Annotated in this window: 21 protein-coding genes; 10 read left to right on the top strand and 11 right to left on the bottom strand. The window is 67.8% G+C overall.

Annotated elements, in window-relative coordinates; all coding sequences use genetic code 11:
- Positions 1-8 precede the first annotated feature (8 nt).
- Positions 9-206: a hypothetical protein gene (locus KF796_02690; protein MBX3585526.1), complete on the top strand. Its 198-nt coding sequence runs from the start codon at positions 9-11 to the stop codon at positions 204-206.
- A gap of 36 nt (positions 207-242) precedes the next feature.
- On the opposite strand, the gene KF796_02685 is transcribed toward KF796_02690, so the two are convergent.
- Positions 243-884, bottom strand: a complete 642-nt coding sequence (locus tag KF796_02685; protein MBX3585525.1) for an ATP-binding cassette domain-containing protein — start codon at positions 882-884, stop codon at positions 243-245.
- Between the two features lie 75 nt (positions 885-959).
- On the opposite strand from KF796_02685, the gene KF796_02680 reads away from it, so the two are divergent.
- A complete protein-coding gene (locus KF796_02680) occupies positions 960-2189 on the top strand; it encodes an alpha/beta hydrolase (GenBank protein MBX3585524.1) in 1230 nt (409 codons plus the stop codon).
- A 60-nt stretch (positions 2190-2249) separates the two neighbouring features.
- On the opposite strand, the gene KF796_02675 is transcribed toward KF796_02680, so the two are convergent.
- The 9 genes from KF796_02675 to KF796_02635 all read right to left on the bottom strand — a co-directional run bounded on the left by KF796_02675 (position 2250) and on the right by KF796_02635 (position 12804).
- Positions 2250-2909 carry an HAD-IB family hydrolase gene (locus tag KF796_02675; protein MBX3585523.1) on the bottom strand — a complete coding sequence of 220 codons (660 nt, stop codon included), beginning with the start codon at positions 2907-2909 and terminating at the stop codon, positions 2250-2252.
- Between the two features lie 15 nt (positions 2910-2924).
- The gene (locus KF796_02670; GenBank protein ID MBX3585522.1) at positions 2925-4298 is read right to left on the bottom strand and encodes an aldehyde dehydrogenase family protein; all 1374 of its coding nucleotides are present in this window, start codon (positions 4296-4298) and stop codon (positions 2925-2927) included.
- Positions 4295-5092 (bottom strand): type 1 glutamine amidotransferase, encoded by a 798-nt coding sequence (locus KF796_02665; GenBank protein MBX3585521.1) that lies wholly within the window; start codon positions 5090-5092, stop codon positions 4295-4297. The genes KF796_02670 and KF796_02665 overlap by 4 nt, the downstream gene beginning before the upstream one ends.
- A gap of 21 nt (positions 5093-5113) precedes the next feature.
- The gene (locus tag KF796_02660; protein ID MBX3585520.1) at positions 5114-6247 is read right to left on the bottom strand and encodes an iron-containing alcohol dehydrogenase; all 1134 of its coding nucleotides are present in this window, start codon (positions 6245-6247) and stop codon (positions 5114-5116) included.
- A 24-nt stretch (positions 6248-6271) separates the two neighbouring features.
- A complete protein-coding gene (locus KF796_02655) occupies positions 6272-7639 on the bottom strand; it encodes a glutamine synthetase (GenBank protein ID MBX3585519.1) in 1368 nt (455 codons plus the stop codon).
- A 25-nt stretch (positions 7640-7664) separates the two neighbouring features.
- Positions 7665-8783, bottom strand: a complete 1119-nt coding sequence (locus KF796_02650; GenBank protein ID MBX3585518.1) for a 2-aminoethylphosphonate--pyruvate transaminase — start codon at positions 8781-8783, stop codon at positions 7665-7667.
- 104 nt (positions 8784-8887) lie between these two features.
- Complete coding sequence (locus tag KF796_02645) at positions 8888-10597, bottom strand: putative 2-aminoethylphosphonate ABC transporter permease subunit (protein ID MBX3585517.1); 1710 nt, start codon at positions 10595-10597, stop codon at positions 8888-8890.
- Between the two features lies 1 nt (position 10598).
- Positions 10599-11651, bottom strand: a complete 1053-nt coding sequence (locus KF796_02640) for a putative 2-aminoethylphosphonate ABC transporter ATP-binding protein (protein ID MBX3585516.1) — start codon at positions 11649-11651, stop codon at positions 10599-10601.
- 112 nt (positions 11652-11763) lie between these two features.
- A complete protein-coding gene (locus tag KF796_02635; protein ID MBX3585515.1) occupies positions 11764-12804 on the bottom strand; it encodes a putative 2-aminoethylphosphonate ABC transporter substrate-binding protein in 1041 nt (346 codons plus the stop codon).
- Positions 12805-12993: 189 nt separating this feature from the next.
- Here KF796_02635 and KF796_02630 point away from each other — a divergent pair, with 189 nt between their 5' ends.
- The 8 genes from KF796_02630 to KF796_02595 are packed head-to-tail and all read left to right on the top strand — an operon-like array spanning position 12994 to position 21326.
- Positions 12994-13734, top strand: a complete 741-nt coding sequence (locus tag KF796_02630) for a phosphonate utilization associated transcriptional regulator (GenBank protein ID MBX3585514.1) — start codon at positions 12994-12996, stop codon at positions 13732-13734.
- Positions 13721-14935 (top strand): phosphonoacetate hydrolase, encoded by a 1215-nt coding sequence (phnA, locus tag KF796_02625; protein MBX3585513.1) that lies wholly within the window; start codon positions 13721-13723, stop codon positions 14933-14935. Before KF796_02630 ends, phnA begins: the two co-directional genes overlap by 14 nt.
- 9 nt (positions 14936-14944) lie before the next feature.
- Positions 14945-16396: a phosphonoacetaldehyde dehydrogenase gene (gene phnY, locus KF796_02620; GenBank protein MBX3585512.1), complete on the top strand. Its 1452-nt coding sequence runs from the start codon at positions 14945-14947 to the stop codon at positions 16394-16396.
- Positions 16387-16938, top strand: coding sequence for a phosphohydrolase (locus tag KF796_02615; protein MBX3585511.1), 552 nt, complete (start codon positions 16387-16389; stop codon positions 16936-16938). Before phnY ends, KF796_02615 begins: the two co-directional genes overlap by 10 nt.
- Positions 16935-17792, top strand: a complete 858-nt coding sequence (locus KF796_02610; GenBank protein ID MBX3585510.1) for an EamA family transporter — start codon at positions 16935-16937, stop codon at positions 17790-17792. Before KF796_02615 ends, KF796_02610 begins: the two co-directional genes overlap by 4 nt.
- A 4-nt stretch (positions 17793-17796) precedes the next feature.
- The gene (locus tag KF796_02605) at positions 17797-20214 is read left to right on the top strand and encodes an FAD-dependent oxidoreductase (GenBank protein MBX3585509.1); all 2418 of its coding nucleotides are present in this window, start codon (positions 17797-17799) and stop codon (positions 20212-20214) included.
- A 36-nt stretch (positions 20215-20250) separates the two neighbouring features.
- Complete coding sequence (locus KF796_02600) at positions 20251-20727, top strand: peptidylprolyl isomerase (GenBank protein MBX3585508.1); 477 nt, start codon at positions 20251-20253, stop codon at positions 20725-20727.
- 17 nt (positions 20728-20744) lie between these two features.
- Positions 20745-21326 (top strand): restriction endonuclease, encoded by a 582-nt coding sequence (locus tag KF796_02595; protein ID MBX3585507.1) that lies wholly within the window; start codon positions 20745-20747, stop codon positions 21324-21326.
- Between the two features lie 46 nt (positions 21327-21372).
- Here KF796_02595 and gap read toward each other — a convergent pair whose 3' ends face one another.
- Entirely contained in the window at positions 21373-22371 is a 999-nt protein-coding gene (gene gap / locus KF796_02590; GenBank protein MBX3585506.1) for a type I glyceraldehyde-3-phosphate dehydrogenase, read from the bottom strand.
- Between the last annotated feature and the right edge of the window lie 31 nt (positions 22372-22402).

Genomic DNA, 22402 nt, shown 5'->3' with positions numbered 1-22402 from the left:
GAATCTTGATGCAGCTTTCACAGACACCGCGCCCTGGCACCCCGCGGGCGCCCGCCACCTTCCACCCCACCCGGCTGCCGGGCCAGCGCATCTGGCCCTTTCCGGCCGCCGCCGCGCACCACCCTCAGCGCGCCGACCTGATGGCCCAGGCCCGCCGCGTGATTGCCACCAGTGCACGCGCCTACCTGGAGGCCGGCGCGCACTGACGCGGCCCGCGCCGGGGTGCCAGGGTGCCGGGGCGCTCAGTCCCCCAGGTCCACGGTGGCGGCCAGCGGCACGCCGGCCGGCGCCTCATAGCCCGTCACCACCCAGGCGCGGGACGGGTGCCCCGCAGCGTCCTGCAGCCGCGCGGTCACAAACGCCACCGAGGGCCGGTCCAGCGCCGCAAACGGGTCGTCCAGCAGCGTGACTGCCGCGCCGCAGGCAAAGGCCGCGGCCAGCCAGACCTTGCGGCGGCTGCCAGTGGACAGCATGAACAGGCGCTTGTCCATGTGCGGCGCCAGTGACAGGCCTTCGATCAGGTCATCCAGTGCATCGTGCTGAAACCCGGGATGCCGCTGCGCCATCCGGGCCAGGCAGTCGCCGGGCGTGAGTTCGTCGCAGCCGTCGGCGCGCGGGTCCACCCAGAACACCTGCTGGCGCCACGCCTCGGGGTGGTCGGCCAGCCGCAGGCCGTTGAGGGTGATGTCACCCCGCTGCGGCGGCAGCACGCCCGCCAGCAGGCGCAGCAGCGTGGACTTGCCGGCGCCGTCACCCCCACAGACCAGCGTCATGCCGGGCGTGAGGCGCACAGACCAGTCGGTGAACAGCGGGCGCTGCGGGTAGCCCTGCGGGTAGCCAAAACTCAGATGCTCAACGGCAAGGACGGCGGGCGGTGGGCTCATGCCGGGTATCTTGCACCAGCGCGCGGCCGGCGCAGTGGCACACTGCAGGCAGCCCTCCACCCGCCAGGAACCCCCATGCCCCCACGCCTGCCACTGCAAAGCACCGACATTCGCGGCGCGGCGCGCCTGGCCACCGACGCCACCCTGGGCCTGACCGACCTGGTGGAGGCCATGCACGAGCGGATCGCGCGGGCGCCGGGCCTGGGCGCAGCCTCGGCGAGCCAGCGCACCAGCGGCATCACCGGGCTGGTCTACAAGACGGTGCGCGGCGTGACCCGCGTGGCCGGTGGCAGCATTGACGCGCTGCTGGGCCTGCTGACCCCGGCGCTGGCACCGGTGCTCGATGCGGGCGACTCGGGGCCGGAGCGCGAGGCCATCGTGGCCGCGCTCAACGGCGTGCTGGGCGACTACCTGGTGAGCACCGGCAACCCGCTGGCCACGCCCATGACGCTGCGCCGCGAGGGCCAGGCGCTGGAACTGAAGCGCGCCGCGCTGGCCGCGCAACTGCCGCGCGCCAACGGCCGGCTGCTGGTGCTGGTGCACGGCCTGTGCATGAACGACCGGCAGTGGCTGCGCGAGGGCCACGACCATGGCGCGGCGCTGGCGCGCGACCTGGGCTTCACGCCGCTGTACCTGCACTACAACACGGGCCTGCACATCTCGCTGAACGGCCGCGCGCTGGCCACGCAGCTGGAGCAACTGCTCGAGCAGTGGCCGCACGCGGTGCAGCGGCTGGCGCTGGTGGGCCACAGCATGGGCGGGCTGGTGCTGCGCAGCGCCTGGCACTATGGCGCGCAGGCCGGCCACCGCTGGCCGGCGCAGGTCGATGACATGGTGTTTCTGGGCTCGCCGCACCACGGCGCGCCGCTGGAGCGCGCCGGCAACTGGGTCGACATCGTGCTGGGCGCGGCGCCCTATGCCGCGCCATTTGCGCGGCTGGGCAAGGTGCGCAGCGCGGGCATCACCGACCTGCGCCACGGCAACCTGGTGGACGAGGACTGGGTGGGCCGCGACCGCTTCGAGCGCGGCCCCGACCGGCGCCAGCACCTGCCGCTGCCCCCCGGCGTGCGTTGCTACACCGCGGCTGCCAGCGTGGGCGAGGAGCGGCGCGACCTGAAGGACCGCCTGCTCGGTGATGGCCTGGTGCCGCTGGATAGCGCCCTGGGCCGCCACGCCGATGCGGCGCGCACGCTGGACTTTCCGGCCAGCCACCAGTGGGTGGGCTACGGCATCAACCACCTGAAACTGCTCAACCGGCCCGAGGTGTACGCGCCGCTGCGGCGCTGGCTCGGCGAAAACCGCTGAAACCCGCGGGTTTCAAGCCAAAAAGGGCTGGAGTCCAGGCGGGGCGGCCACTGTGCGCTATCAAAAGCGGAGCATTTCCCAGCCCGAACCGCTGGCGATGGCGGCCAGCCGGGGGTCGGCATTGACGGTCACGGGCCGCGTCACGGCCTGCAGCAGCGGCAGGTCGTTGATGGAGTCGCTGTAGGCGATGCTGCTGAATCCGGCCAGCGCATGGCCGCGCGCGGCCAGCCACTCGTGCAGCCGCGTGACCTTGCCCTCGCGCATGTTCAGCGTGCCGCGGGTGCGGCCCGTGAACACGCCGGCGCCGTCCAGCTCGGTCTCGGTGGCCAGCAGGTGCTCGATGCCCAGGTACAGCGCGGTGAGCTCGGTGATGAAGCGGTTGGTGGCCGTGGTCATGACCACGAGGTCGCCATCGTCCAGGTGCCGGTTGACCAGGTCCTGCGCCGCCGCGGGAATGCGCGGCACGATCTCGTCGGCCAGGAACGCCTGGCGCAGCGGCTCCCACTGCTGCGGCGTGCGCCCGGCCAGCGTGCCCACATAAAAGTCGGCAAAGGCCTGGGCATCGACCGTGCCGGCCTGGTAGCGGGCTTCCATGTCGGCGTTGCGGGGCGCGAACTCGGCGCGGTCCAGCACGCGCTGGCGCATGAGGAAGTCGCACCACAGCACGTCGCTGTCGCCCGCCAGCAGGGTGTGGTCCAGGTCGAACAGGGCGAGCTTCATGGGCCTGGCGGCGCCTCAGGGCTTGCGCAGGTGCCAGGCCTTGGGCCGGGTGAAGGTCTGGATGCCGTAGCTGGACAGCGTGAGGCCCACGCCCGAATCGCCCACGCCGCTCCAGGGCAGGCGCGGGCTGACGCGGTCGCAGCAGTTCCAGTAGACGCTGCCGGCGTTGACCCGGGCCAGCAGGCGGCGCGCCCGGCCTTCGTCGGGCGTGTAGACCCCGGCGGTGAGGCCGTAGCGGGTGTCGTTCATCAGCGCCACGGCCGCGTCATCGCCCGCGACTTTCTGGATGCCGATAAGGGGGCCAAAGCTCTCGTCGCGCATCAGCGCCATCTCGTGGTTGACGTGGCTGAACACCGTGGGCTCGAACCAGTGGCCGGGGCCGGCGCCGCGCTTGCCACCAGTCAGCAGGGTGGCTCCCCTGGCCTTGGCGTCGGCCACCTGGGCGTCGAGCACATCGAGCTGCGGCGCGCGCGTGATGGCGCCCACATAGGTGTCGGGGTTCATGGGGTCGCCGGTCTTGAAGCCCTTGACGGTCTCGACGAAGGCCGCCACGAAGGCGTCGTGGATTTTCTCGTGCACATAGATGCGCTCCACCGAGCAGCAGCTCTGGCCGGTGTTGTACATGGCGCCATCGGCCAGCGACTGGGCCGCCGCGACCGGGTCGGCATCGTCGCAGACATAGGTCGGGTCCTTGCCGCCCAGCTCGAGCTGCAGCTTGATGAAGCGCCCGCCCACGGCCTGCGCAATGCGCTGGCCCGTGGCCACCGAGCCGGTGAAGAAAACACCGTCCACCGGCTGGGCCAGCAGCGCGGCGCCCACCTCGCCCGCGCCCACCAGGCAGGCCATGACCTCGGGCGGCACGCCGGCCTCATGCAGCAGGCGCGTGATCGCCAGGCCGGTCATGGCCGCGTATTCCGATGGCTTGTAGAGCACCGCATTGCCCGTGAGCAGCGCGGGCAGGATCACGTTGCAGCCCACGAACCAGGGGTAGTTCCAGGCCGAGATGTTGGCCACCACGCCCAACGGGATGTGCTGGATCTGCTCCTGCAGGCTGGCGTCGCTGGCCACGGTTTCGGTGGCGACCACGGCCGCCACCTCCTGCAGGAAGAAGTCGATGCGGCCCAGCAGGCCATTGAGCTCGTTGCGCGACATGGCAATGGGCTTGCCGGTCTCGCGCGTCATGGTCTCGGCCAGGCCATCGAGCTCCCGCACAATGCCTTCGCGGAAACGGGCAATGCACTCCTCGCGTTGCGCCAGCGGCGTGGCCGCCCAGGCGGGCTGGGCGGCGCGGGCCTGCGCGGCCCGCGCCGCGACCGAGGCCGCGTCGTCGGCTGGCAGCGTTGTGACCAGCGCGCCCGTGGCGGGGTTGTGAACGGCCAGCGTGCTCATGCCGCGGCCCGGTGTTTCTTGGCGGCCGTGGCGGCGCCCAGAAAGTCGTCCAGCAGGGCCTGGTCGTTGATGGTGTTGGAGCTGGCCTGGTGGAACTCGGGGTGCCACTGCACGGCGGCGATGTAGCTCTTGTTCGGATCCTTGCGGCGGATCGCCTCGACCAGCTTGTCGTCGGCGCTGTAGGCCTCGGCCTCGAACTCGCTGGCCAGGTCCTTCACGGCCTGGTGGTGGATGCTGTTCACGCGCACGCGCTCCACGCCCGGGTACAGCGACGACAGCCGGGTGCCGGGCTTGATGTCCACGCTGTGGTAATTGTTGTCGTAGGTCTGCGCGTCGCGGTGGCGGAAGGCATTGGGGATCTGCGTCTCGATGTCCTGGTACAGCGTGCCGCCATAAGCCACGTTGAGCAGCTGCAGGCCGCGGCACACGCCGAACACCGGCTTGCCCTGGGCCTCGAACGCGGCGACGATGGATTTGTCGTAGTCGTCGCGGATGCGGTCACCCTGCCAGCGCTCGTCCAGCGGCTCCTCGCCATAGTTGCCGGGCCACACGTCCACGCCGCCGTGCAGCACCACGCCGTCAAGCCAGCTCGCGTAGTGCTCGTAGGTGACGTCGCCACGCTGCGTGCTGCCGGTGGGGCAGGGCACCATGACCACCATGGCGCCCGACGACATGAGCCAGTGCGCGATGGACTGCTCGACATATTGCAGGGTCTTGCCGGTGAACAGCGAACGCTGCGGGTCGGCGTGGGAGAAGCAGGCGGACAGTCCGATTTTCAGGCGATTGGCAGGCATGGCAGTCTCGTGGTGGCCCCCTCACAGGGCGGCTTCAAAAAGTTTCTGGAAGTCAGCGGCCGTGCAGGGCCGCGGGTTGGTCTGGTGGCAGATGTCGGCGGTGGCGATCTCCACCAGCCGGGGCAGGTGATCCGGCGTCACGCCATGGTCCTTCAGGCGGCCGGCGATGCCCACCCGGTGCTTGAGCTCGATCAGCCAGGGCACAAAGGCCTTGCCGCCACCGGGCACGCCGCACACATGGGCGAGTTCTTCAAACTTGGCCTGGGCCGCTTCGTGGTTCCAGGCCAGCACGGTGTCGATCATCAGCGCATTGGCCAGGCCGTGGTGCAGGTCGCACACGGCGCCCAGCGCATGCGCGCACGAGTGCACCGCGCCCAGGTCTTTCTGGAAGGCAATGGCGCCCATCATCGAGGCCATCATCATGTCGCTGCGCGCCTGCAGGTTGCCAGGCTCCTTCACGGCGGTGAGCAGCGCCGCCGCGGCGATGCGCGTGCCCTCCAGCGCGATGCCGTCGCACAGCGGGTGGTAGGCCGGCGACAGGTAGCTCTCGATGTTGTGGGTGAGCGCGTCCATGCCCGTGGCGGCCGTCACGTGCGGCGGCAGGCCCAGTGTGAGCTCGGGGTCGGCAAACACACAGCGGGCCAGGATCTTGGGACTGAACACCACGCGCTTGAGGTGGGTGTCGTTCTCGCTCACGACCGACGAGCGGCCCACCTCCGAGCCCGTGCCCGAGGTGGTGGGCAGGGCCACGAAGTAGGGCAGCGCATGGATGATGGGGCGCACCTGCGGGTGGTCCCAGACGTATTCAAGAATGTCGCCCTCGTGCGTGGCCGACAGGCCCACGAGCTTGGACACGTCCAGCGCAGCGCCGCCGCCAAAGCCGATCACGCAGTCGGCGTGGTGCGCCTTGAAGGCCGCGGCGCCGTCCATGACCTGGCTGCAGGTGGGGTTGCCATGCACGCCGCTGAACACGGTCACGTCCAGGCCCTCGAGGTGGGTGCGGAACTCGGCCAGCACCGGCAGCGCGGCCAGGGCCTTGTCGGTCACGATCAGCGGGCGCTTGAGGCCCTGCTTCTTGAGGTGGTCGGCCACCAGCTTGCGCGCGCCAGCGCCAAACTGGATGGGGGTGGGGAAGGAGAAGCTGTGAATGCTCATGGCGGAAAGTGGCCTGCTCTGTGGTCAGATGATTTCAAAATAGCGCTTCAGTTCCCAGTCGGTCACCCCGTCGAGCCACTGGCGCCACTCCCACTCACGGGTGGCGGCAAAGTGGTCGACAAAGGTGTCTCCGAGCATATCGCGGGCAATCTGGCTGCGGCTGAACTGGCGCGTGGTCTCGATCAGTGTGCGCGGAGCGCGCGGCACGTCCTCGGCGCCCTGGTTGGTGCCGGTGATGGGCGGCGCGGTGAGCTTGAGCCCTTTTTCCACGCCATACAGGCCCGCGGCAATGAGCGCCGCGTGCGCCAGGTAGGGGTTGACGTCGGCGCCGGGGCAGCGGGTTTCGAGCCGCGTGGCCTTGGGGCTGCCCGCGATCACGCGGAAGCTGGCGGTGCGGTTGTCAATGCCCCAGGTGGGTTTGACGGGCGCCCAGAAGCCGTCCACCAGGCGCTTGTAGCTGTTGATGGTGGGCCACATCATCGGGCCGAACTCCATGAGGCAGGCCACCTGGCCGGCCAGGTAGCTTTCAAACAGCTTGCTCATGCGGCGCTTGTTCTTGCCGTCGTAGAACAGGTTGGTCTTGCCGTCGGACAGGCTCTGGTGGATGTGGCCCGAGCAGCCCGGGTACTGCTGGCTCCACTTGGCCATGAAGCTGGGCATGATGCCAAAGCGCTTGCCGATCTCGCGCGCGCCGGTCTTGAAGAGGATGGCGCGGTCGGCCTGCTCCAGCGCTTCGCTGAAGCCGATGGCGGCTTCGTAGACGCCCGGACCGGTTTCGGTGTGAAGGCCTTCGATGGGCACGCGAAACGCCAGCATCTCGTCCATCAGCGCGTTGAAGAAGCCGCCGTTGTCGGCCATGCGCAGCAGCGAATAGCCAAACATGCCCTGGGTGATGGGCTCGGGGCTCACGCCCTTCTTGGCGGCCCAGCTTTGCGGGGACTCACGGAAGTTGAACCACTCGAACTCCATGCCGGTCATGACCTGGAACCCCAGCTTCCCGGCGCGGCGCAGCACGCGCTTGAGGGTCTGGCGCGGGCACACCGGGTAGGGGCTGCCATCGGCCGAGACGAAGTCGCCCAGGAAGAACGGAACCTGGTTGTCCCAGGGCACGTTGCGCCCGGTGTTGAGGTCGATGCGCGCCAGCGCATCCGGAAAGCCATGCTGCCAACCGGTGACGGTGGTGTTGTCGTAGCAGTTGTCGCCGCTGTCCCAGCCAAACACCACGTCGCAGAAGCCGAAGCCGCCGCCGGGCGCGGGCTCGGCCGCGCCAAGGAACTTGTCCTTGTGCAGGTACTTGCCGCGCAGGATGCCGTCGATGTCGCTCACGGCGACCTTGACCTTGGAGACGCCGGGCTTCTGCACGGCAGCCAGCGCGGGATGGACTTTGGCCATGGTCTTCCTCTCTCTGTTCAGTGACTCAGATCGCGGGCTCACCCGAGGGCAGGCCGAGGTCCTGCAGCGCGAGTTCCACCGCATGCACGGCCTGCTCCATTTCACCGGGGCCGATCGCACCGATACAGCCTACGCGAAATGTCTCCACCTGTGTGAGCTTGCCGGGGTACAGCAGGAAGCCATGGGCCCGTGCCGCCGCATAAAACGCCTTGAACTCGTAGCGCGGGTCGCCCGGCGCATGGAAGGTGACGATGATGGGCGCCTGGATGGCCGGGTCCAGGAAAGGCATGAAGCCCAGGCGCGCCATGCCATCGATCAGCGTGCGGTAGTTGGCCTGGTAGCGCGCCAGGCGCGCGGGCTGGCCGCCCTCGGCCTCGAACTGCGCGATGGCCTCGGCCAGCGCCACCACCACATGGGTGGGCGGCGTGAAGCGCCACTGGCCGGTCTTTTCCATGTACACATGCTGGTCATGCAGGTCCATGGCGAGCGACTGGCTGCGCCCGGCGCAGCCCTCCAGCACCTCCTTGCGGATGAACACAAAGCCCATGCCGGGCACCCCCTCCAGGCACTTGCCGCTGGCGGCCACCAGCGCGTCAAAGCGGACCTTGCGCGCATCGATTTCAATGGCGCCAAAGGAGCTCATGGCGTCCACGATCAGGCCGCGGCCATGGGCCGCGCACACATCGGCCACCGCCTGCAGCGGGTTCAGCACGCCGGCACCGGTTTCGCAGTGGATCATGACCACATGGGTGATGCCGGGGTCGGCTTTGAGGTGCTCGTCCAGCACGGCCGGGGACACCTGCTCGTGATCGGCAAAGTCCACCACCGTGCAGCGCCGGCCCATGAGGCTGGTGAGCCGCGCGGCGCGTTTGCAGTAGGCGCCGTTGTCCAGCACCAGCACATGGCCATCGCGCGGGACCAGCGTGGCCACGGCCGCCTCCACGCTGAAGGTGCCGCTGCCCTGCAGGGGCACGACCACGTGCGACGCCTGGCCATGCACGATGGCCAGCAGGCTTTGGCGCACGCGCGCCGTCACGGCGTTGAAATCGGCGTCCCACGAGCCCCAGTCGCGCAGCATGGCGAGCTTGGTGCGCAGCGTGGTGGTCAGCGGGCCGGGGGTCAAAAGAATCTTGTCTCTGTCCATGGTGTCTCGTTGTCAGGTAAGGTTTCGCCGCCGGGCCGCCCCAAGGCGAAATGCGGCCACCTCGGGGGGCAGGAAGCTGCACGCAGTGAGCGACCGTGGGGGCATCATTTCTTCCAGGCCTGCGTGCGGCGGTTGACCCACCAGGCCAGGCCCATGAACAGCAGCGTGGCGAGGGTGGAGGCCAGCCCGATCAGCACGGCCATGGCGGCCGCGGCGCCCATCTCGCCGGCCTCATCGAGGTTGAGGATGGCAATGGACGCGACCTTGGTCTCGGGGGAATAGAGAAACACCACGGCCGAGATGGTGGTCATGGCGTTGATGAAGAAGTAGCGTGCAATGTCCACCAGCGCCGGGGTGCAGATGGGCAGGGTCACGCGCCAGAAGGTCTTGAAGAATGGCACCTTGAGCGAGGCGCTCACGGCCTCGAACTCGCCGTCGAGCGATTTGAGCGCGGTGACGGCCGTGAGGTGGCCCGTGGTGTAGAAGTGCACGATGGTGCACAGCGTGAGCAGGGTCAGCGTGTGGTACAGGCCGCCCAGCGGATTGTGGGGCGCGTTGAAAAAGAAGATGTAGCCGAGGCCCAGCACCAGCCCCGGCACGGCCATGGGCAGCATGGCCAGCAGCCGCACCAGGCCGCGCAGAGCGTCCATGCCCTTGGTTTTTTCAAGCAGGTAGGCGCCGCAGAACACCAGGGTCGTGCCGAACACCGCCGTGCCGGCCGCCATCTTGAGGCTGTTGACAAAGCCCTCGCCCACCTCCGCATCGACCAGGCCCAGGGTGTAGTGGCGCAGGCTGGGCGTGAGGTTGTAGGGCCAGAAGCTGGCAAACGAAGCAAACACGGCCATGCTCAGCATGGCCAGCACCAGGAAGGCAATGGCGCAGCAGTACAGCGTCATCACGATGTCGTAGCCGCGCGAGGGTTTGGGCCGGTAGGGTATGGCACGCGCCGTCAGCATGGCGGTCTGGCGCCGGCTCACGTAGCTGTCCACGCCAAACGTGAGCACGGCGGGCGCGAGCAGCAGGATGGCCACCACCGCGCCCCGCGCGAAGTCCTGCTGGCCAATCACGAGCTTGAAGACATCGGTGGCCAGCACGTTGAAATTGCCGCCAATCACCTTGGGAATGCCGAAGTCGGTCATGACCAGCGTGAACGAGACCAGCGCCGCCGAGATCAGGCCGTATTTGGCGCCGGGCAGGGTGATGGTGAAGAACTTGCGCGCGGCGCGGGTGCCCATGGCGTCGGCGGCCTCGTACAGGCGCGCGTCGGAGAGGCTGAGCGCCGTGACCAGAATCATCAGAGCATGCGGGAACACCGCAAAGCACTCGGCCAGCACGATGCCCGGGGCGCCGTAAATCTGGGCAATGCCCAGCTCCTGCATCCAGTCCTTCAACACGCCCTGGTTGCCAAACCAGTAGATCAGCGAGATGGCCGAGAGCAGCGACGGCGCCAGCAGCGGAATGAGCGTGATGCCGCGAAACAGCGACTTGAACGGCATGCAGGAACGCGCCAGGGCATAGGCAAAGCCAAACGCCAGGGGAACCGTGATGGCCGTAACCAGCACCGAGACCCAGATGCTGTTCCACAGGCTGCCCAGCAGCGCCGGCGTCTGGGCGTAGGCAATGAAGTTGGTCAGTCCGGCAAACTCGCCCTGCTTGCCCTGGACCGCCTGCTGCAGGATGGCCAGCAGGGGAAAGGCCAGGAAGGCCACGAGCGCCAGCGCCACCAGCGCCAGCGCGCCATGGGCGCAGCGGTCGGTCCAGTGGGTTCGCTGCTTCAGGGGCGCGGCCGGGGTCGAATGCAGCACCGCGGACATGTCAGAACACCTTGATGCGCTCGGGCAGCAGCTTGAGCTGCAGGGTGGAGCCGATCTGAAGCGAACGCTCCGACAGGAAGTTCAGCGACAGGTAGACCGTGAGCGTATGGGGCTGGAAGGCCTCGGCCGCGACATGCACATGGCAGTACGAGCCCAGGAACTCGATCTCCTCGATGCGGGCGTCAAACACATGGGCGTCGCCCGGTGCGATGGGCCGCGCCAGAACGTCCTCGGGGCGCAGGTAGATGCGGGCCTCACGGTCGGCGCCGTCACAGGGAAAGCGCATGTCGCCCACCTGCAGTTCGCCGGCGGCCACCCGGGCCGGCAGCACATTGACCTTGCCCACGAAGTCGGCCACGAAGGGCGAGGCCGGCTCGCGGTAGATCTCATAGGGCGTGCCCACCTGCTCGATCACGCCATGGTTCATCACGACGATGCGGTCGGCCACGCTCAGCGCCTCTTCCTGGTCGTGCGTGACCATGATGGTGGTCACGCCCAGGGTCTGCTGCAGCGCCCGGATTTCAGCGCGCAGGCGCACCCGCTCCAGCGCATCAAGCGCCGACAGCGGCTCGTCAAGCAGCAACAGGGACGGGGCGGTGGCCAGTGCCCGCGCCAGCGCAATGCGCTGCTGCTGGCCACCCGACAGCTGGCTGGGAAACTTGCCCTCGCTGCCTGGCAGGCCCACGAGCTTGACGAGATCGCTCACGCGCTGGCGGATCTCGGCGCGCGGCGTCTTGCGGTTGACCAGCCCATAGGCCACGTTGTCGGCCACGCTGAGATTGGGAAACAGCGCGTAGCTCTGGAACACGATGCCATAGTCGCGCTGCGCCGGCGGCAGGCGGGAGATGTCGCGCCCGGCCTGCCAGACATCCCCCGAGGTCTGGACCTCGAGACCGGCAATGATGCGCAGCAAGGTGGTCTTGCCGCAGCCCGAGGGGCCCAGAAAGCAGACAAACTCGCCCTTGCCAATGCCCAGGTTGATCTCGTGCAGGGCCGTGAAGCTGCCGAACGTCTTGCGGATGTTTCGCAGCTCAAGAAACAGGTCTTGGGTCATGGGGGGCGAAGCCGGGAAATCCTGGGAGCTGACTGCGGCACCGGCTCGGGGCCGGGCCGCGGTGTGGCCGTTCTGGGTTGAAGTGGCGGCCCGCAGGCCGCCTCGGGCCAGATTACTTCTTCTTCTCGGATTTGCCGTCGTAGCGCCTGGTCCACTCGGCCAGCACGCGCTCGCGATTGGCTGCCGTGGTGGCGAAGTCCATCTTGACGAGGCGGGCTTCGTAGTCCTTGGGCACATTGGCCAGCGGCGAGGCGACGCCGGGTTGCGCGGTGATGGCGAAGTTCTTGCCGTACAGCAGCATGGCGTCCTTGCTCGAGGCCCAGTCAGCGAGCTTCTTGGCGGCAGCCAGGTTCTTGGTGCCCTTGTGGATGGCAAACGCTTCAAGGTCCCAGCCCAGGCCTTCCTTGGGGAACACGAGGTCAATGGGCGCGCCCTTGGCCTTGTTGCTGTTGGCACGGTACTCGAACGAGATGCCGATCATGAATTCGCCGGAGCCTGCCATGTTGCAGGGCTTGGAACCCGAGTGGGTGTACTGGGCAATGTTCTCGTGCAGTGCGTCCATGTACTTCCAGCCGCCGCCCTTGCCGTTGTCGTCACCCCAGAGCGTGAGCCAGGCCGACACGTCGAAGAAGCCCGTGCCCGACGAAGCCGGGTTGGGCATGACGATCTGGCCCTTGTAGATGGGCTTGGTCAGGTCTTTCCAGGTTTCGGGCTTGGGAACGCCCTTCTTCTTGGCCTCGACCGTGTTGAAGCAGACGGTGGCGCCCCACACGTCCATGCCAAACCAGGCGGGCGGGTTCTTCTTGTCGCGGTACTGGCTCATCAGCGCGTCAAGGTTCAGCGGCGCGTAGGGCTCGAGCATGCCGTTCTTGTCGAGCAGCGCCAGGCTGGAGGCGGCCACGCCCATCACGGCGTCGGCCTGGGGGTTGGCCTTCTCGGCCAGCAGCTTGGCCGTGATCACGCCGGTGGAGTCGCGCACCCACTTGATCTCGATGTCGGGGTTGACCTTGTTGAAGCCTTCCTGGTAGGCCTTGAGCTGGTCGGTTTCCAGCGCGGTGTAGACCAGCAGCTGGGTCTTCTGCGCGGAGGTCGCCGCCGCGAATGCGAGCAGCCCGGCCAGGGCAACGGGCTTGAAGATTCTGGACAAACGCATGAAAACTCCTCTGTGTCAAAAAGTTGCAATGCTGTGACCCGACAATGACGGCGCGATGACATCCCGCGATTCCACTCCCCCGATGTCCCGCGCCGCCCCGTGGATTTCATTTAACTTCGGCCCTTTCACCTTGTCAATTGTTTTTTGCAGATTGTTGACAATCTGGGGAATGCTGCTCTAATACGGCGCATGAACGCGGTGATGCACCCCACCATTGCGCTGCTGCAGAGCAGCTCGCTCACCAACGTGGTGCAGCAGGAAATCGAACGGGCCATCCTGGTCGGCGAGTACGCGCCCGGCAGCAAGCTCATCGAGGCGGCGCTGGCCGAGAAGCTGGGCGTTTCGCGCGGCCCGGTACGCGAGGCCTTCCGCATGCTCGAGGAAGCCGGGCTGGTGCGCAATGAAAAGAACCGCGGCGTCTACGTGCGCGACATCCCGATCGACGAGGCGGTCGAGATCTTCGACCTGCGCGCCGCCATGGATGAACTGGTGGGCCGCCAGCTGGCCAGGAACATCACGCCGGTGCAGCTCAAGGAAATGAAGGGCCTGGTCGACCAGATGGAGAAGGCGGTCAAGACCTCCGACACCTACAACTACCACCTGCTCAACCTCCGGTTCCACGACCGGCTGGTGGAAATGGCCGGCAACCGCAAGCTCACGGCCATCTACCGCAAGCTCATCAAGGAACTCTCGCTGTTCCGTCGCCTGAACCTGGCCGATGGCTGGCTGATGCCGATTTCGGCCAGCGAGCACCGCCAGATCGTCAAGGCCATTGCCAGCGGTGACGCCGACGCGGCCGGGCGCGCCATGTTCGACCACGTGATCGAGAGCAAGGAGCGCACCATCGACAACGACCTGCGCCGCCAGGCCCGCCTGCAGGCGCAGGCCACCCCCACCAAATCAGGAAAGTCCAGCCGTGCTGAACGTTAACCACCGAAGCTACAAGCTGCCCACGCTGCCCACCGTGGTGGCGTGCGTGGACGGCTGCGAACCCGACTACCTGGCCCAGGCCGTGGCGGGTGGCCACATGCCCTGGCTCAAGCGGACGCTGGCCGGCGGTGCCGGCCTGATTGCCGATTGCGTGGTGCCCAGCTTCACCAACCCGAACAACCTGTCCATCGTGACGGGCGTGCCGCCTAGCGTTCACGGCATCTGCGGCAACTACCTCTATGACACCGCCACCAACACCGAGGTCATGATGAATGACCCCAAGTGGCTGCGCGCGCCCACCCTGCTCGCGGCGCTGGCGGATGCGGGCAAGACGGTCGCCGTGGTCACGGCCAAGGACAAGCTGCGCAAGCTGCTGGGCCACCAGATGAAGGGCATCTGCTTTTCCTCCGAAAAGTCTGATCAGGTCACGGTCGAGGAGAACGGCATTGCCGACGTGCTGGGCCTGGTGGGCCGGCCCGTTCCCGACGTGTACAGCGCGCAGCTGTCGGAGTTCGTGTTTGCCGCGGGCGTCAAGCTCATGAAACGCCAGCGGCCCGACGTGATGTACCTGTCCACCACCGACTACATCCAGCACAAGCATGCGCCAGGCACCGCGGGCGCCAATGCCTTCTACGCCATGATGGACAGCTACCTGGGCCAGCTGGACGCCATGGGCTGCGTGATTGCGCTCACCGCCGACCACGGCATGAACGCCAAGGTGGGCATGGATGGCCGGCCCGATGTGATCTACCTGCAGGACTGGTTTGACGAACGCCTGGGCGCCGGCGTGGCGCGCGTGATCCTGCCCATCACCGACCCGTATGTGGTGCACCACGGCGCGCTGGGATCGTTCGCCACCATCTACCTGCCGCCCGACGCCGATGTGCGAACCCTGTGCGGGCAGCTCCAGCAGATCCACGACATGGAGAGCGTGCTCACCCGTGACGCGGCGGCGCGGCGCTTCGAGCTGCCGGCCGACCGCATCGGCGACATCGTCTGCGTGTCGGGCCGCTTCACCGTGATCGGCACCTCGGCCTCGCGCCACGACCTCTCGGGCCTGGACGCGCCGCTGCGCTCGCACGGCGGCATCAGCGAGCAGCGCGTGCCGCTGATCCTCAACCGCAAGCTGCCGGGGCTGGACGCCACGCGGCGGCTGCGCAACTTTGACGCGTTCGACCTCGCGCTCAACTACGCGCAATAGGGGCGGCCCATGATCGAGCAGTACATCCGCGACCACGCCCTGGACGCGATGCGCCTGGCCGGCCGCAAGGTCGGCGCGGGGCGCGAGCGCCACATCGCCGTCTTCAACCCCTACACCGGCGGGCAGATCGGCACCGTGCCCAAGGCCACGCTGGACGAGGTGCGCCAGACCTTTGCCACCGCCCACGCCTGCCGGCCGGTGCTCACGCGCTTCGAGCGCGCGGCCATTCTGAACAAGGCGGCGGCCCTGATCGGCCAGCGGATGGATGAAGTGGCCCACCTGATCACGGCCGAGGCAGGCCTGTGCCTCAAGGACGCCCGGTATGAAGCGGGCCGGGTCAGTGACGTGCTGCTGTTCGGTGCCAATGAGGTGCTCAAGGACGACGGCCAGATCTTCAGCTGCGACCTCACGCCCCACGGCAAGAAGCGCCGTGTCTACACCCAGCGCTCGCCGCTGCTGGGCGTGATCACGGCCATTACGCCCTTCAACCACCCCATGAACCAGGTGGCCCACAAGGTGGTGCCCAGCATTGCCACCAACAACCGCATGGTGCTCAAGCCCTCGGAGAAGGTGCCGTTCTCGGCCATCCTGTTTGCCGACATTCTTTATGAGGCCGGGCTGCCGCCGGAAATGCTCAGCGTGGTCACCGGCGATCCGCGCGAGATCGCCGACGAGCTGATCACCAACGAGCATGTGGACCTGGTCACCTTCACGGGCGGCGTGGCCATTGGCAAGTACATCGCTGGCAAGGCCGGCTACCGCCGCATGGTGCTGGAGCTGGGCGGCAACGACCCCATCATCGTGATGGAAGACGCCGACCTGGACGAAGCCTCCACGCTGGCCGTGCAGGGCAGCTACAAGAATTCGGGCCAGCGCTGCACCGCCGTCAAGCGCCTGCTGGTGCATGAAGCCGTGGCCCCGCGCTTTGTGGAGCTGGTGGTGGACAAGACCCGGGCCTGGAAACATGGCGACCCGATGGATCCGGGCAACGACATGGGGACCGTGATTGACGAAGCGGCCGCGAGCCTGTTCGAGGCCCGCGTCAGCGAGGCCGTGGCCCAGGGCGCGAAGCTGCTCGCGGGCAACCAGCGCCGGGGTGCGCTGTACGCGCCCACGGTGCTGGACAATGTGGACCCGCGCATGGCCGTGGCGCTCGAGGAAACCTTTGGCCCTGTGTCGCCCGTCATCCGCTTCAGGGACATTGACGACGCCATCCGCATTTCCAACGGCACGGCCTACGGCCTCTCCAGCTCGGTGTGCACCAACCGGCTGGACTACATCACGCGCTTCGTCAGCGAGCTGCAGGTCGGCACGGTGAATGTGCGCGAGGTGCCGGGCTACCGGCTCGAGCTGACGCCGTTTGGCGGCATCAAGGATTCGGGCCTGGGCTACAAGGAAGGCGTGCAGGAAGCCATGAAGAGTTTCACCAACCTCAAGACCTATTCGCTGCCATGGCTCTGACGCTGACGGATCTGGAGCGCCTGTTTGATGAACGCGGCACCGAGCAGTACACGGGCGAGCCGGTGACCCAGCTCGAACACGCGCTGCAGTGCGCGATGCTGGCGGAGCGCGATGGCGCCGACGATGAACTCGTGACCGCCGCCCTGCTGCACGACCTGGGCCATCTGCTGCACAACCTGGGCGCCACGCCCACGCTGCAGGGGGTGGACGACGTTCACCAGTACCGCGCGCTGCCGGTCCTGCGCAGCCTGTTTGGCGATGGCGTGGTCGACCCCATCAAGCTGCACGTGGACGCCAAGCGCTACCTCTGCGCCACCCGGCCAGATTATTTCGCGGCCCTGTCCGACGACTCCAAGCGCTCGCTGGCGCTGCAGGGCGGCATCTATTCCCCGGGGCAGGCCGAGAATTTCATCCGGATGCCGGGCGCACCGGCCGCGGTGCGCCTGCGCGTCTGGGACGACCTGGCCAAGGTGGGCGGGCTGACGACCCCTTCACTGGCGCATTTCCTGGGCCGCGCCCAACGCTGCGCGATCCCCGCATGAGCCTGACCTGGGGCGTGGTGGCGGCGGTGCTGACCGGCGCCCTGCTCCACGCCAGCTGGAACGCCCTGGTCAAGTCCAGCACCGACAAGGCGCTGGACACGGCGGTGATCCACCTGCTGGGCTCATTCATGGCGGTGCCACTGGTGCTGCTGTCTGGCTGGCCGCCGGCGGCAGCCTGGCCCTTCATTGCCGCCTCGACGGTGATCCACATCGGCTACTACACCGCGCTCACCGGTGCCTACAAGCACGGCGACCTCGGGCTGACCTATCCGCTGATGCGGGGCACGGCGCCGCTGCTGGTGGCCCTGTCGGCGTCCGTGACACTGGGCGAGACCCTGAGCCCCCTGGCCTGGGCCGGGGTGCTGGGCATCTGCTGCGGCGTGCTCGCGCTCGGCCTGAGCCGCCATGCCCTGCAGACCCCCAAGGCCGTGGGTTTTGCGCTGGCCAATGCGGTGGTCATCGCGGTCTACACCGTGGTCGACGCACTGGGCGTGCGCGCCACCGTGGCGGCGGGCGGGCAGTCCTGGCAGTACGTGATCGCGCTGTTTGTGCTGGACGGCTGGCCGTTTGCCCTGCTGGTCCTGCACCGCCGCGGCATGGCCGTGGCCTGGCCCTATGCCCGGGCCCGCGCGCCGGTGGCTGCGGGCGCGGCCATGGCGTCGTTCGGCTCCTATGGCATCGCCCTGTGGGCGATGACCCAGGCCCCGGTGGCCACCGTGGCGGCGCTGCGCGAAACCTCGGTGCTGTTTGCCTCGCTGCTGGGCACCTGGCTGCTCAAGGAGGCCTTCACGCCGCGGCGTGCCCTGGGCACCGGCGTCATAGTGGCGGGCGTGATGGCCCTGAGGCTCGGATAAGGCCATGGCACTTCCCTCGCAGGCACAGATCATCATCGTGGGCGGTGGCATTGTGGGCTGCTCGGTGGCCTACCACCTGGCACGGCTGGGCCGCACCGACGTGCTGTTGCTCGAACAGGGCAAGCTGACCAGCGGCACCACCTGGCACGCTGCGGGCCTGGTGGGGCAGATGCGCCCCAACCGCAGCATGACGGCCATGAGCCGCTATGGCATCGAGCTGTATGCGGCGCTGGAGCACGAGACCGGCCTGGCCACGGGCTGGAAGCAGTGCGGCAGCGTGAACGTGGCACGCACGCCCGAGCGCATGAAGGTGCTGCGCAAGCAGGTGGCGCTGGCCCACAGCTTTGGCGTGGAATGCCACGAGATCTCGCCGGCCGAGGCCGGCGACAAGTACCCCATCATGCGCATTGACGACCTGGCCGGCGCCATCTGGCTGCCCGGCGACGGCAAGGCCAACCCGGCCGATCTGTGCATGTCGCTGGCCAGGGGCGCGCGCCACCGCGGCGTGAAGATGGTGGAAGGCGTGGAGGTCACCGGCGTGATCACCGAAGGCGGGCACGCCGTGGGCGTGCGCACCGCCCAGGGCGAGGTGCGCTGCGAGACGCTGGTCAACTGCGCCGGCCAGTGGGCGCGCCAGTTTGGCGCGCTGGCGGGCGTGAATGTGCCGCTGTATTCGGCCGAGCATTTCTACATCGTGACCGGAAGGATTCCCGGTGTGCACCCCATGCTGCCGGTGATGCGCGACCCCGACGGCTACATCTACTACAAGGAAGAAGTCGGCGGCCTGGTCATGGGCGGCTTTGAGCCCCGGGCCAAGCCCTGGAAGATGGACCCGATCCCCAGCACCTTCCAGTTCGAGCTGCTGGGCGAGGACTGGGACCAGTTCGAGATCCTCATGACCAACGCCATGCATCGAACCCCGTGCCTGGAGACGGCCGAGATCAAGATGCTGCTCAACGGGCCCGAGAGTTTCACGCCCGACGGCAACTTCATCCTGGGCGAAGCGCCCGAGCTGCGCAATTACTTTGTCTGCGCCGGCTTCAACTCCGCCGGCATTGCCAACAGCGGCGGCGCGGGCCGGCTGATGGCCGAGTGGATCGTGGGCGGCGAGCCCAGCATGGATTTGTGGGAAGTGGACATCCGCCGCTTTGGCCGCTTCACTGGCAACCGCCGTGCCCTGTCCGAGCGCACGGGCGAGACCCTGGGCCTGCACTACGCCATGCGCTGGCCAAGGCAGGAGCTGCAAACCGCGCGGCCGCTGCGCACTTCGCCGCTGTATGACCTGCTGCTGGACAAGGGGGCCGAGTTCGGCAGCAAGAACGGCTGGGAGCGCGCCAACTACTTCAAGCCCGCGGGCGCGGCACGCCCCGACGACACGCTGGACACGCCCGGCTGGCTGCCCTGGATGGCAGCCGAGCAAAAGGCCACGCGCGAAACCGTGGCCCTCTATGACCAGACCTCGTTCAGCAAGCTGTTGCTGCAGGGCCGCGATGCACTCGCGCTGCTGCAGCGGCTGTGCGCCAATGAGATGGATGTGCCCGTGGGCAAGATGGTCTACACGCCCATGCTCAATGCGCGCGGCGGCATTGAAAGCGACCTGACGGTGATGCGCCAGGCGCCAGACCGCTTTCTCATCGTCACCGGCTCGGCCCAGACCGTGCGCGACTTTGACTGGATCAGCCGCCATCTCCAGCCCGACGACCATGCGGTGCTGACCGACGTGTCGGCGCTGTACAGCGTGCTGTCCGTCATGGGGCCCAAGGCCCGTGCGCTGATGGCACGGGTGAGCCCCGACGACCTCTCGCCCGAAGGCCTGAAGTTCTCCGGGACCCGGGAAATCGACCTGGGCCATGCCCGCGTGCGCGCCGCGCGCATGAGCTATGTGGGCGGCCCGGGCTTCGAGTTGTACGTGCCCATTGAAATGGCGCGCCATGTGTACCTGGCGCTGCAGGCGGCCGGGCAGGACCTGGGGCTCAGGGATGCCGGTTACTACGCGCTGGATGCACTGCGCATCGAGCAGGGCCGCCGCGCCTGGGGCGCCGAGCTGGGCCCCGACGAAACGCCGTGGGAGGCCGGCCTGGCCTTCAGCGTCAAGCTGGACAAGCCAGCCGACTTCATCGGCAAGGCCGCGCTGCTGGCCAGCCAGGGCCAGCCCCTGCGCAAGAAGCTCGTGACCCTGGTTTTTGAAGACGCCGCGGCCTTTGCCTGGGGTGGCGAGCCGATCCGGCTCGGGGATGACACCGTGGGCGAGATCTCATCCGTGGGCTGGAGCCCGCTGGCCGGCGCCTGCGTGGCCCTGGGCTATGTGCGAGGCGCCGGGGCCAACCAGCCCCACAACGGCACGCCGGCCCAGGTCGGCCTCTGGGGCCAGCCCGTGGCCGTGCGCCTGTTCGACCGCTGGCCGGTGCCGCCAGCCCCCTGAATCCGGGGCGCCCACGTCTCACGGCAAAATCGCGGGATGAAAATCGAAAAAGACACCGTCGTCACCCTGCGCTTCAAGGTTGCAGATGCCCTGGGCAAGCCCATCGAGGAGAGCAAGGAGCCCATGGCCTACCTGCATGGTGGCTATGACAACACCCTGCCCAAAATCGAGGCCGCGCTCGACGGTCAGGAGGCCGGCTACCAGGTCACGCTGGCGCTGCAGCCCGAAGACGCCTTTGGCCTGCGCGACGAAAAGCTGGCGCGCACCATCCCCAAGAGCGAGTTCCCGCCGGGCGTCAAGGTGGGCGGCCAGCTCGAAGGGCGCAATGACGAGGGCGCCGAACAGATCTACACCGTCATGAAGATCAAGGGCGACACGGTCTACCTCGACGGCAACCACCCGCTGGCCGGCAAGGCGCTGCGCTTCAGCCTCAAGGTGATCAGCGTGCGCGCGGCCACCGCGGAAGAAATTGCCCACCGCCACGTGCACGGCGCGCACGGCCACCACCACTGAAATCCGGAGCCCGCTTCATGAAGTTCAAGATGGCCCCGAACTCGCTGTTCGCCATCCTGCTGCGCTCGCCCTGGTGGATCAGCTTCCTGATCGCGCTGGGCCTGGCGCTGGCCGCCCGCGCCCTGCTGCCCGAGAACTACTGGGTGTTTGGCGCCATGGGGGCGTTCCCGTTCGTGGGCATTGGCACCGTGGCCTTCTGGCGCCAGATGCGCGCGCCCAGCCGCCAGCGCGTGGAGGCCCTGCAGGGCGCGCTGGCCGGCATGGCCTGGCGTGACTTTGCGCAGGCGCTGGAAGCCGCCTTCACGCGCGACGGCTATGCCGTGGCGCGCCTGGACGGCGCCGCCGATCTGGCGCTGACGCGCAACGGCAGCGTCACCCTGGTATCGGCCAAGCGCTGGAAGGCCGCGCGGCATGGCGAAGAGGCCCTGCAGGCCCTGCAGGCGGCCGTCACGGCGCGCGAGGCCAGCGGCTGCATCTACATCGCCATGGGCGTGCTGAGCGACCAGGCTCAGCGCCTCGTCAAGCAGCACGGGGTGCAACTGATGCAGGGGCCGGAGCTGGCACTGCTGCTGCGCGATCTGCCCGTGCCCGCCAAATGAAAAACGCGCCCAGGGGGCGCGTTCTCGTTTCGGGCGGTGCCGAGGCTTACTTGGACACCACGCGCGCCATCTCCAGGCACTTGTTCGAGTAGCCCCACTCGTTGTCGTACCAGCTCACGAGCTTGACGAAGGTCTTGTCCAGTGCAATGCCGGCGTCGGCATCGAAGATGCTGGTGCGGGTATCGCCCCGGAAATCGGTGGCCACCACCTTGTCTTCGGTGTAGCCCAGGATGCCCTTGAGCGCGCCTTCGCTCTGCGCCTTCATCTCGGCCTTGATCTCGTCGTAGCTGGCTTCCTTGACCAGCTCCACGGTCAGGTCAACCACCGACACGTCGCTGGTCGGCACCCGGAAGCTCATGCCCGTGAGCTTCTTGTTCAGCTCGGGGATCACCACGCCCACGGCCTTGGCCGCGCCAGTGCTGGAGGGGATGATGTTTTCCAGGATGCCGCGGCCGCCGCGCCAGTCCTTGTTGCTGGGGCCATCCACGGTCTTCTGCGTGGCGGTGGCGGCGTGCACCGTGGTCATCAGGCCGCGCTTGATGCCCCACTTGTCGTTCAGCACCTTGGCCAGCGGGGCCAGGCAGTTGGTGGTGCACGAGGCGTTGGAGATGATGGCCTCGCCCTTGTACGTCTTGTCGTTCACGCCGAACACGAACATCGGCGTGTCGTCCTTGGACGGGGCCGAGAGAATCACCTTCTTCGCGCCGGCATCGATGTGCTTCTGCCCGGTTTCCTTGGTCAGGAACAGGCCGGTGGACTCGATCACCACGTCGGCGCCGACTTCGTTCCACTTGAGGTTGGCCGGATCACGCTCCTGCGTGAGGCGGATCATCTTGCCGTTGACGACCAGGGTGTTGCCCTCGACAGAAACCTCGCCCTTGAAGCGGCCGTGCACGCTGTCGTACTGCAGCATGTAGGCGAGGTAGTCGGGCTCGAGCAGGTCGTTGATCGCCACGATCTCGATGTCGGGGAAGTTCTGCACCGCGCTGCGCAGCACGTTGCGGCCGATGCGGCCGAAGCCGTTGATGCCTACCTTGATCGTCATGATGTGAATCTCCTGAAGTACAAATCAGATC

The sequence above is a fragment of the Ramlibacter sp. genome (assembly GCA_019635435.1).
Classification (GTDB): domain Bacteria; phylum Pseudomonadota; class Gammaproteobacteria; order Burkholderiales; family Burkholderiaceae_C; genus JAHBZM01.
This window is presented reverse-complemented; position numbering and strand designations above follow the sequence as displayed.

What these genes read in the sequence shown, in the direction of transcription:
- KF796_02650 (MBX3585518.1), bottom strand. Translation starts at nt 8,783, where the DNA reads ATGGACAGAGACAAGATTCTTTTGACCCCCGGCCCGCTGACCACCACG.
- KF796_02600 (MBX3585508.1), top strand. Translation starts at nt 20,251, where the DNA reads ATGAAAATCGAAAAAGACACCGTCGTCACCCTGCGCTTCAAGGTTGCA.
- gap (MBX3585506.1), bottom strand. Translation starts at nt 22,371, where the DNA reads ATGACGATCAAGGTAGGCATCAACGGCTTCGGCCGCATCGGCCGCAAC.
- KF796_02640 (MBX3585516.1), bottom strand. Translation starts at nt 11,651, where the DNA reads ATGACCCAAGACCTGTTTCTTGAGCTGCGAAACATCCGCAAGACGTTC.
- phnY (MBX3585512.1), top strand. Translation starts at nt 14,945, where the DNA reads ATGATCGAGCAGTACATCCGCGACCACGCCCTGGACGCGATGCGCCTG.
- KF796_02630 (MBX3585514.1), top strand. Translation starts at nt 12,994, where the DNA reads ATGAACGCGGTGATGCACCCCACCATTGCGCTGCTGCAGAGCAGCTCG.
- KF796_02605 (MBX3585509.1), top strand. Translation starts at nt 17,797, where the DNA reads ATGGCACTTCCCTCGCAGGCACAGATCATCATCGTGGGCGGTGGCATT.
- KF796_02685 (MBX3585525.1), bottom strand. Translation starts at nt 884, where the DNA reads ATGAGCCCACCGCCCGCCGTCCTTGCCGTTGAGCATCTGAGTTTTGGC.
- KF796_02680 (MBX3585524.1), top strand. Translation starts at nt 960, where the DNA reads ATGCCCCCACGCCTGCCACTGCAAAGCACCGACATTCGCGGCGCGGCG.
- KF796_02595 (MBX3585507.1), top strand. Translation starts at nt 20,745, where the DNA reads ATGAAGTTCAAGATGGCCCCGAACTCGCTGTTCGCCATCCTGCTGCGC.
- KF796_02665 (MBX3585521.1), bottom strand. Translation starts at nt 5,092, where the DNA reads ATGCCTGCCAATCGCCTGAAAATCGGACTGTCCGCCTGCTTCTCCCAC.
- KF796_02690 (MBX3585526.1), top strand. Translation starts at nt 9, where the DNA reads ATGCAGCTTTCACAGACACCGCGCCCTGGCACCCCGCGGGCGCCCGCC.
- KF796_02675 (MBX3585523.1), bottom strand. Translation starts at nt 2,909, where the DNA reads ATGAAGCTCGCCCTGTTCGACCTGGACCACACCCTGCTGGCGGGCGAC.
- KF796_02660 (MBX3585520.1), bottom strand. Translation starts at nt 6,247, where the DNA reads ATGAGCATTCACAGCTTCTCCTTCCCCACCCCCATCCAGTTTGGCGCT.
- KF796_02635 (MBX3585515.1), bottom strand. Translation starts at nt 12,804, where the DNA reads ATGCGTTTGTCCAGAATCTTCAAGCCCGTTGCCCTGGCCGGGCTGCTC.
- KF796_02615 (MBX3585511.1), top strand. Translation starts at nt 16,387, where the DNA reads ATGGCTCTGACGCTGACGGATCTGGAGCGCCTGTTTGATGAACGCGGC.
- KF796_02610 (MBX3585510.1), top strand. Translation starts at nt 16,935, where the DNA reads ATGAGCCTGACCTGGGGCGTGGTGGCGGCGGTGCTGACCGGCGCCCTG.
- KF796_02645 (MBX3585517.1), bottom strand. Translation starts at nt 10,597, where the DNA reads ATGTCCGCGGTGCTGCATTCGACCCCGGCCGCGCCCCTGAAGCAGCGA.
- KF796_02670 (MBX3585522.1), bottom strand. Translation starts at nt 4,298, where the DNA reads ATGAGCACGCTGGCCGTTCACAACCCCGCCACGGGCGCGCTGGTCACA.
- KF796_02655 (MBX3585519.1), bottom strand. Translation starts at nt 7,639, where the DNA reads ATGGCCAAAGTCCATCCCGCGCTGGCTGCCGTGCAGAAGCCCGGCGTC.